The following is a 7,888-nucleotide window of genomic DNA, read 5'->3' as shown; positions in this document are numbered from 1 at the left end:
ACCGTGGACCCGCTGATTAAGAGTCAGCTGCTCTACCATCTGAGCTAATCACCCAACCCTCCGGCCGACAAGTCCGCTGCCAACCGAATGACCGGCTCATTAAACGGTTTCGGTTCGGCATGCAAGCGCCTGGATGCACTTTATTGCACGGTCCTGAAATTTGCTGGGTAAAGTTCTTTTTGTCTTCGCAAAATACCGCCATCCGATTGTTTCCGTTCGCTTTGCTGTGAAGGAAAATGGAAGCGGGAAGCGGCGCTGCCGATAAAGGTGGCGACCCCGTTCATGTCATTGTCGTCATTGGTTGGGGGCATTGTCATCCGAGATGTAGATGTGCCCCGTCAGGTGTTTGGACGAGGGGATGTTCAGACAAACAATTTGCCTTCGGCAATTTTCACGGCATGCCCGCCGATGCGGGCAGACTCCAGGCTGCCGCCTTTTACATCCAGCTCAAGACGAATGCTCGAAGGCCGCCCCATCTCGATACCCTGTTCTATGAGGATAGGATGGGAGCCGTCGACCGGCGTGTCGTGCATTACGATGGCGCCCGCGAAGGCGGCCGCTGCTGAACCCGTGGCCGGATCCTCCGGTATTCCGGCACCTGGTGCGAACATTCGCACATGAAAGGCGTGGTCGTGATGCACCGTTTCGCGACAATAGACATAGGCGTCCGCGAGAATGCCTTTCACGCTCGGTGCGAATTCGGCCCAGAGGCGGCCGTCCAGTCGTGCGCGCAGGGCCGTATCGAGATTGGCCAGCGGAATACAGATGAATGGAACGCCGGCGCTCCAGCCGGTGATGGTGTGGTTTTCAAAGCCAATTTCGTGGTGGCCGACGCCGAGGGCTGCGGCAACGGCTTCCTGTGTGCCTGAGAATGCAACTGGTTCGGGTAGTCTCGGCAAGTCAAATTCGGCGAAGCCGGGCCTGTCGCCGTCGATCTTGACCGCACAGCGCACGGGGCCGACGCCTTCTTCCAGCACCAGAATTGCTGCCTGCTCGCCCTCAGATTTGTTCCTGTGCTGGGCGAGCGCTACTGCCGTGCCGACTGTCGGATGGCCTGCAAAGGGAAGTTCCTGGCGTGGCGTGAATATTCTAATCTTCGCCGTATGACCGGGATGCTGCGGCTTGAAAACAAAAGCGGTCTCGGACAAGTTGAATTCGCCGGCGATTTTCTGCATGTCAGAATTTTCCAGGCCTTCACAATCGGTGACAACGGCCAGTGGATTTCCAGAAAGTTTTTTGGACGTAAAGACGTCATATATATAATAGTTTCTATTTGTCATATATTTCTCTTAATCTATTAGAAGATATTTTGAGCCACAGTTCCGACTTCTTATTTTTTTGTTTTTATATCTAGGACGTTTGTTTTTTTAAGTAGTTATATGAGACACGATTCTGCCCATGGGGCCGGCCCTTCGACCGTATCCGATGTTCAATCTTACGCATCTATTCGCAGAAGGCGAAAGCGAATTCGCTGGTGGTTTGCGACGATTCTTTTCATCTCGGCCGCGCTTGGCGTGGCGTTTCTACTTTATCCCTACAAGATCGATGAGGCGCCTGCGACCTATCGGACCATGCAGGCTTATCGTGGAGAGCTGACTGCCCGCATCGCGACCACTGCGACTTTGCGCCCATTGACCGAAGTCAGTATTGCCAGTGGTCTGAGCGGCACGGTCAAGGATGTTCCTGTCCGCGAGAACCACCGCGTCAAACGCGGCGATGTGCTCATCAGGCTCGATGCCCGTGCCTGGGAATTCGAGGTCCAGAGCGCGGAAGCGGCGATGAAAGTGGCGGAGGCGCAATTGTCGGCCGCCCGGACAACGCTTGAGGAGGGTGAAAGGCGCCTGCAACGGGCGCTTGCTCTTAGCGCTGGCCAGGCGATCACGGATCGGCAGAAGGAGGAGGCTGAGGCGGAACGCAACAGGGCCTTCAATCGGGTTGAGGTGGCAGAAGCTGAGATGGCTATGCGGCGCGCGACCTTGAAGCTGCGCCAATATGATCTTTCCCGCGTAGAACTGCGCTCGCCGATAGATGGTATCGTTCTGGCGCGCAAGGCGGACCCCGGTCAGACAGTGATTGCCGCTGCCGAGGCGCCCGCACTCTTCACGCTGGCTGAAGACCTGCAGCGCATGGAATTGATCGCGCGGATCAATGAGGCTGATATCGGAGAGGTGACGGAAGGTCAGAAGGCGGTTTTTACCGTGGATGCTTTTCCCGGCAGGAGCTTCCAGGCGCGGCTGCGTGATGTTTCCTTTGCTCACAAGTCGGAAAATAACGTCGTGACCTATGAGGCAAGGCTCGATGTGGATAATGGCGAGCTTTTGCTGCGCCCAGGCATGACGGCGTCGGTTTCGATCACCACGGGAGAGGCGCGGGACACACTTCTCGTAAATTCCAGTGCGCTGCGGTTTCGTCCCGATGACGGGAAGGATGCGGAACCTGCAGGGGATCAGGCCGGGGCTGATGGAGCGCGCGCTTTGCTTTATCGCCTCAAGAACGGCGCGCCCGAACCCGTCGCGGTCGAAATCGGTATCAGCGACTGGGACAAGACGCAGATCGTCTCGGGGCTTTCCGAAGGCGATGTCATTATAACGGGTGTAGCGGAGGGCGCGCGATGAGCCATCCATCCGGACAGACATTTCTGCGCTTTGAAAACATATGGCGGAGCTATGGCGAGGGGGAGGCGCGCGTCGATGCGCTTGCCGGTGCCGACTTCTCGATATCGAAGGGCGAGTTCGTTGCCATCACCGGCCCGTCCGGTTCTGGAAAGTCGACGGCGATGAACATTTTGGGGTGCCTGGATCGCCCGACTTCCGGCATTCACCGGTTTCTTGAGACGGATGCCGGGGAGCTTGACCGGGATGCGCGGGCGGATTTGCGCAATACCCATATCGGTTTCGTCTTTCAGGGATACAATCTTCTGCCGCGTACAACAGCGCTCGAGAATGTCGAGCTGCCTTTGACCTATCGGGGAATGCCTTTCAAGAAGCGCAGGGAGCTTGCGCTGGAGGCCTTGGAAAAGGTGGGGCTTGCGGGGCGCGAAAGACACATGCCGCATCAGCTTTCCGGTGGGCAGCAGCAACGCGTTGCAATTGCGCGTGCAATTGTCTCGACACCTACGCTTTTGCTTGCGGATGAACCGACGGGCAATCTCGACACCGCGCGAAGCCACGAAATCATGGGGCTCCTGGTCGATCTGAACCGATCGGTGGGCATGTGCATCGTGGTGGTGACCCATGAAGAAGATATCGCTTCCTTTGCCAGCCGACGGATTGGTTTCAGCGATGGGCAAATCGTTCATGACAGTGCACTTCAAGCAGGTGGCCAATGCTCCTGCAGAACATAATTCTCGCCCTTGCCTCGATTGCGCGTCACAAGCTGCGCTCCCTGCTGACGCTTCTTGGCGTCATCATCGGCGTTGCCGCGGTCATCGCGATGCTGACCGTGGGAAATGGCGCACGCGACCGGATCACCGGTGAAGTGGCCGAGCTTGGAGGCAACCTGATATCTGTCTGGGCGCAATATGTCACCGGGGACGGCTCTTTCGTGCCGAGGCAGGCGCCGGCTCTGCGGATGCGCGATTTCGAGCCGTTGATGCGCAATCTGCGCGACAGCGCCGATGTCATCGCCATATCCGAAACCAGCGGGCAAGCTATCTTCGGGCCGCGTTCCGCCGATGTCACGATCATCGGGGTCTCGGAAGCTTATGCAGTCATCAGGAACTGGCGGGTTACGGAAGGCAGGCCTCTCGAACGCTGGGAGATTGCGAGCGGGGCAGGGGTCTGTCTGATTGGCGCGCAGGCCGCCAAAACGTTGTTTGCCGGCGAGAGCCCCCTACGGGCGCGCATTCGCATCGGGCCGGCTGCCTGCACTGTGGTTGGCGTGCTCGCTTCGAGAGGAGCGACGCTGGGGGGGAGTGAGGACAAGACGGTTTTGTTGCCGCTCGAAAACCTGCAGGCGCGGATCGAGGGCAGTCGCAACCTCAGCAGCATACTGATCATGGTTCGGGAAGGCGTTTCGGCCGGTGAGGTCATGAGTCGCGCGAAGGAAAGCCTGAGGCTCACAAGACGTATCGTTGGCGACCAGAATGACGATTTCATGGTGGAGGATAATGCGGAATTGATCCGCCATGCCTCCCGACTGGCGGGAATTCTCACGGCATTTCTGGGGTCGGTCGCCGGCATCAGCCTTCTGGTCGGCGGTATCGGCATCATGAACATCATGCTGGTTTCAGTTGCCGAGCGAACGCGTGAAATCGGAGTGCGTATGGCAATCGGCGCGCGGCCTTCGGATATTCTGCTTCAGTTTATCGTCGAGGCTTCGGCGATGGCGCTTTTGGGCGGGGCAATCGGAATCGGCCTTGGCCTTCTGATCGCCTTCATCACGACTGCGCTCATCGACCTGCCCTTTGCGCCGGATGCGGTTTCGATTGCGGCGATTGCGCTTCTATCCATGCTGATCGGGCTGGTTTTCGGATTTTTTCCGGCGTTGCGGGGCGCGCGCCTCGATCCGATCGAGGCGTTGCGGCACGAGTAGAGCGGTTGATGCGATCGCTGGGCGTTCTTTCGGACGCACGGTGATCGAGTTCTCTCGCTTTTCATGCAAGGCGTGTCAGGCGGCAAGCCGGCGGCCGCTTCAGAGCATGTCGAGGGTTACCGCTACCGGGCAATGATCGGATGCCTTGGGGCGGTCCCAACCGGTGCGGGGATAGCGGTCGATCTCCTGGCCGGGAGGAAAAACGGTGCGCCAGGGTTGTCCCGCGCGGACAATTTCCGGCACGGCTCGCGCATTGTGCCGGGCCAGCCCTTCGGACAGCAGGATATAATCGAGCTGGCACAGGTGACGCTCCTGCGGACCGCGTGTGTGATAGAGCGTCCAGCGGTCGAGCTCGGGCCTGCGTTCAACGACATTCTCGCAAAAGCCGCCTGCCGTCAGCACATTCAGGCTCGATACGGCTTCCTGAGCGGGAGTGAAGCGATAGCCAGCATGGGAATCACCCTCGATGATCACCCGTTCCCGATAGTCGTTCAGGTCGCCACAGATCACCCAGCGCTTGGATGCCGCTTTTTCGACCCCGAAGCGGCTTTCGATGATATGGCGCACCGCCTTGGCCTCCGCCATGCGCACGGGCATGGAAGCCTCGCGACCGTCCATGCCGTTGCGCGGCGGGCTCATGGCCTTGAAATGCACGATGTAGAGGGTGAGGGGACGGCCATCCACCTTCAAGTCGATCTCCAGGCAGTCGCGCCGGAAAATACGGTCATGGGGTTCTATGCCGAGCGCCGCCAGCTCCGGCGTATGCAGGCCGAAATCCGCGAAGGTGTGATGCGCATGGCTTGTCATGCGCACGAATTCTATGGGCTGCCCGTGAGCGGTCTCACGCCGCATCATGACCGCTACGTCGATGCCGCGCGAATCATTGCCGGAGGCCGAGTACTTGTCCTGGTAGCCATGGCCTATCATCTTGAAAAGATAGCCATATTCGAAGGCTTTAAGGGCAGCCAGATTATCCACTTCCTGCAGGCACAGAATATCGGCGCGGGTTGCGGCAATCGCGAGCGCGGTCAGCTGACGGGCATCGTCCGTGAGCGCGATGGCACGCGCCTGTTCGAGCGCGCGATACTGCTTCTCATCGGCGATCTCGAAGAGAGCGAGCGCGCGGTCCTGGTTCAGTTCGTTGCGGAATCCCGAGAAATCGAAGCGATTCATCAGGTTTTCGAGATTGAATGTGGCAATGCGAAGCGACATGGCCGGCACGTTTACCCAGCCCGGCGTCGATTACAAGCTCGAAGGGGGAAAGTTTGTGCCTGTCTGGCTGCAACCGATGCATTCATCGCGCGTTCATTAGCAATCGTTTTTACTATTATACAGTTATAACGGATCGGATTTTTGGCGGAAGGGATCCGAAGGGGGCTGGAGAAACAGGAGATTGTGATGAAACACAAACTGACTTCGCTTGCCGTATCGGGGCTGATTGCCCTCGGCTTTGCCTTTGCCGCAGCGCCTGCAAACGCAATGACGGCCGGAACGGCTGGCGGCAGCTTGACGCAACTGGTTGACAAGACAGGTTCCAATGCACCGGTGGTCAAGGTCGATCATCGCCGGGGCCATTGGCACAACAGACGTCACCATAATCCGCGCCGGCACTGGCGCCGCTCGGCACCGCGCTCGGGCATTTATTTCCACTTCGGCCAGCCTGCGCCGCGCTATGCGCGCCCGTATTACAGGCCGCGGGTAGCCCTTTCCCGGGCTCATGTGAACTGGTGCCACAACCGCTATCGGTCCTATCAGGTCTATGACAATTCCTGGCAGCCCTATAACGGCCCACGCCGCCAGTGCATTTCGCCCTACTACCGCTAAGGGCTGAACCTTGAAATGAAGAAAGGCGCGGGCTTCGGCTCGCGCCTCTTATTTTGAGGCGAATTTCCCTCGAACTGCTCGTAAATTCGCGGAAAAGCTGACTTTTTATGCATTCTGCCCCGCTTTATTCAGGGCGCATTCCACCAGGAGTCGCGTCATGTTTTCCTTTGTTCGTCTGGTTCTTTTCCTGTTTTTTTCACTGAGCGCTGCCGAAGCCGCACAGGCTGGCTGCCTCGTGCGCCCCGGTCCCTGGGGCTCGCCCGATCCCTGGTATCGCGACCGGCCGATCGATTGCCTGTTTCAGGGGCGTATGCGGGTCACGCTGGGGCTGGTTGGCCGGGATCGGAGGTGGCCCGGCAGGCGTTGGCCGCTCTGGGACCCGTTCCTTGACGATCCTTGGTTCCGCGCGCGCGGCGCAAGCAGCTATTTTCATGGCAGGGATTATCTGTTTGGCGCTCTCCGTCCACGGACGCAGACGCGCTACGTGCTCGTGCCGGTCTACCGGGAGGCTGAAACGCGGATGGTTCCGAGCCAGAGCCAATGGGCATCGCATCTTGATTGGTGTGGGAAGCGTTACCGCTCCTATCGCGCGCGGGACAATACGTTTCAGCCCCTGAAGGGCGCGCGCAGGCGGTGCAGTTCGCCATTTGGGCGTTAGGCTGGGGCGCGTTTTATCGAGGACGATGGACAGAGGTGGGCATTTGGAGTCACAATGACAAAAATTTTAGCGCCGCGTAACCGCTGGCCGTGTAACCGTTGGCAAGGCTGGATTGAAAGACACGCAGGACAACCAGACCGGCAAGCACCGCCGCGAGATGGTGGCGCTTCTTCAAAGGCGCGGTATCCGTTCTGCGGACGTCCTTGAAGCCATGGGACAGGTTCCCCGACACGCCTTCGTTCCCAAGCATCTGATCGATCTTGCCTATGAGGACGGTGCCTTGCCGGTGGGGGAAGGGCAAACCATTTCCCAACCTTATATGGTTGCTTTGATGACCGAGGCGGCCAGCCCGGGGCGCGAAAGCCGGGTTCTGGAGGTGGGCACAGGCTCCGGCTATTCCACGGCGATCCTTTCTGCCGTCTCCGGGACCGTATACTCTATCGAGCGTCATGAAGTGTTGGCAGAAGCAGCGCGGGAACGGCTTGAAGCAACCGGGTTCGCGCAAAACGTCTTCATTCGCGTCGGTGACGGGACGTTGGGATGGCCGGACAAGGCGCCTTTCGATGCCATTATCGTTGCGGCGGCCGGTCCCAGAATTCCCGATGCTCTGAAAGCACAGCTCGCCATTGGTGGCAGGCTTGTCATGCCGGTCGGACAGGCCGCCGGGGCTCAACTTCTCACGCGTGTTATCCGAAAGAGTGCCGGGGAATACGAAACCGAGACGCTTGTCCAGGTCTCCTTCGTACCGTTGATCGGCGCCCAGGGCTTTCCCCGCTGAAATAGGTTAATTGGCAGGCAGGCTATGTCTGGAAGTTTCATGTCTCTTATGGGACGTGAATTTTTTCGGTTCGATGCTGGAACCTATCGCGCTTT

At 58.8% G+C, this 7,888-nt stretch carries 8 protein-coding genes; 6 read left to right on the top strand and 2 right to left on the bottom strand.

Annotated elements, in window-relative coordinates:
* Nucleotides 1-362 precede the first annotated feature (362 nt).
* Nucleotides 363-1,280: a PhzF family phenazine biosynthesis protein gene (locus NA8A_RS04715; protein ID WP_040671726.1), complete on the bottom strand. Its 918-nt coding sequence runs from the start codon at nucleotides 1,278-1,280 to the stop codon at nucleotides 363-365.
* 234 nt (nucleotides 1,281-1,514) lie between these two features.
* Here NA8A_RS04715 and NA8A_RS04710 point away from each other — a divergent pair, with 234 nt between their 5' ends.
* The 3 genes from NA8A_RS04710 to NA8A_RS04700 are packed head-to-tail and all read left to right on the top strand — an operon-like array spanning nucleotide 1,515 to nucleotide 4,533.
* A complete protein-coding gene (locus tag NA8A_RS04710) occupies nucleotides 1,515-2,615 on the top strand; it encodes an efflux RND transporter periplasmic adaptor subunit (protein ID WP_051017948.1) in 1,101 nt (366 codons plus the stop codon).
* Nucleotides 2,612-3,343: an ABC transporter ATP-binding protein gene (locus tag NA8A_RS04705; protein WP_009756208.1), complete on the top strand. Its 732-nt coding sequence runs from the start codon at nucleotides 2,612-2,614 to the stop codon at nucleotides 3,341-3,343. Before NA8A_RS04710 ends, NA8A_RS04705 begins: the two co-directional genes overlap by 4 nt.
* A complete protein-coding gene (locus NA8A_RS04700; protein WP_009756207.1) occupies nucleotides 3,325-4,533 on the top strand; it encodes an ABC transporter permease in 1,209 nt (402 codons plus the stop codon). Before NA8A_RS04705 ends, NA8A_RS04700 begins: the two co-directional genes overlap by 19 nt.
* 99 nt (nucleotides 4,534-4,632) lie before the next feature.
* On the opposite strand, the gene NA8A_RS04695 is transcribed toward NA8A_RS04700, so the two are convergent.
* A complete protein-coding gene (locus NA8A_RS04695) occupies nucleotides 4,633-5,745 on the bottom strand; it encodes an endonuclease/exonuclease/phosphatase family protein (protein WP_009756206.1) in 1,113 nt (370 codons plus the stop codon).
* A 186-nt stretch (nucleotides 5,746-5,931) separates the two neighbouring features.
* On the opposite strand from NA8A_RS04695, the gene NA8A_RS04690 reads away from it, so the two are divergent.
* The 3 genes from NA8A_RS04690 (at nucleotide 5,932) to NA8A_RS04680 (ending at nucleotide 7,793) form a co-directional block, all read left to right on the top strand.
* Nucleotides 5,932-6,357, top strand: a complete 426-nt coding sequence (locus tag NA8A_RS04690; RefSeq protein ID WP_009756205.1) for a BA14K family protein — start codon at nucleotides 5,932-5,934, stop codon at nucleotides 6,355-6,357.
* Between the two features lie 157 nt (nucleotides 6,358-6,514).
* Nucleotides 6,515-7,015 (top strand): BA14K family protein, encoded by a 501-nt coding sequence (locus NA8A_RS04685; protein WP_009756204.1) that lies wholly within the window; start codon nucleotides 6,515-6,517, stop codon nucleotides 7,013-7,015.
* A 112-nt stretch (nucleotides 7,016-7,127) separates the two neighbouring features.
* Nucleotides 7,128-7,793 carry a protein-L-isoaspartate(D-aspartate) O-methyltransferase gene (locus NA8A_RS04680; protein WP_009756203.1) on the top strand — a complete coding sequence of 222 codons (666 nt, stop codon included), beginning with the start codon at nucleotides 7,128-7,130 and terminating at the stop codon, nucleotides 7,791-7,793.
* The last annotated feature ends 95 nt before the right edge of the window (nucleotides 7,794-7,888 follow it).

It is taken from the genome of Nitratireductor indicus C115 (genome assembly GCF_000300515.1).
Classification (GTDB): Bacteria; Pseudomonadota; Alphaproteobacteria; order Rhizobiales; family Rhizobiaceae; genus Nitratireductor; species Nitratireductor indicus.
The sequence above is the reverse complement of the archived record's forward strand: the minus strand, read 5'-3'. Positions and strand labels throughout refer to the sequence as shown.

Bases quoted from the DNA above. Each gene is read 5' to 3' on its own strand.
- NA8A_RS04715 (WP_040671726.1), bottom strand. From the start codon at position 1,280: ATGACAAATAGAAACTATTATATATATGACGTCTTTACGTCCAAAAAA.
- NA8A_RS04690 (WP_009756205.1), top strand. From the start codon at position 5,932: ATGAAACACAAACTGACTTCGCTTGCCGTATCGGGGCTGATTGCCCTC.
- NA8A_RS04705 (WP_009756208.1), top strand. From the start codon at position 2,612: ATGAGCCATCCATCCGGACAGACATTTCTGCGCTTTGAAAACATATGG.
- NA8A_RS04700 (WP_009756207.1), top strand. From the start codon at position 3,325: ATGCTCCTGCAGAACATAATTCTCGCCCTTGCCTCGATTGCGCGTCAC.
- NA8A_RS04685 (WP_009756204.1), top strand. From the start codon at position 6,515: ATGTTTTCCTTTGTTCGTCTGGTTCTTTTCCTGTTTTTTTCACTGAGC.
- NA8A_RS04695 (WP_009756206.1), bottom strand. From the start codon at position 5,745: ATGTCGCTTCGCATTGCCACATTCAATCTCGAAAACCTGATGAATCGC.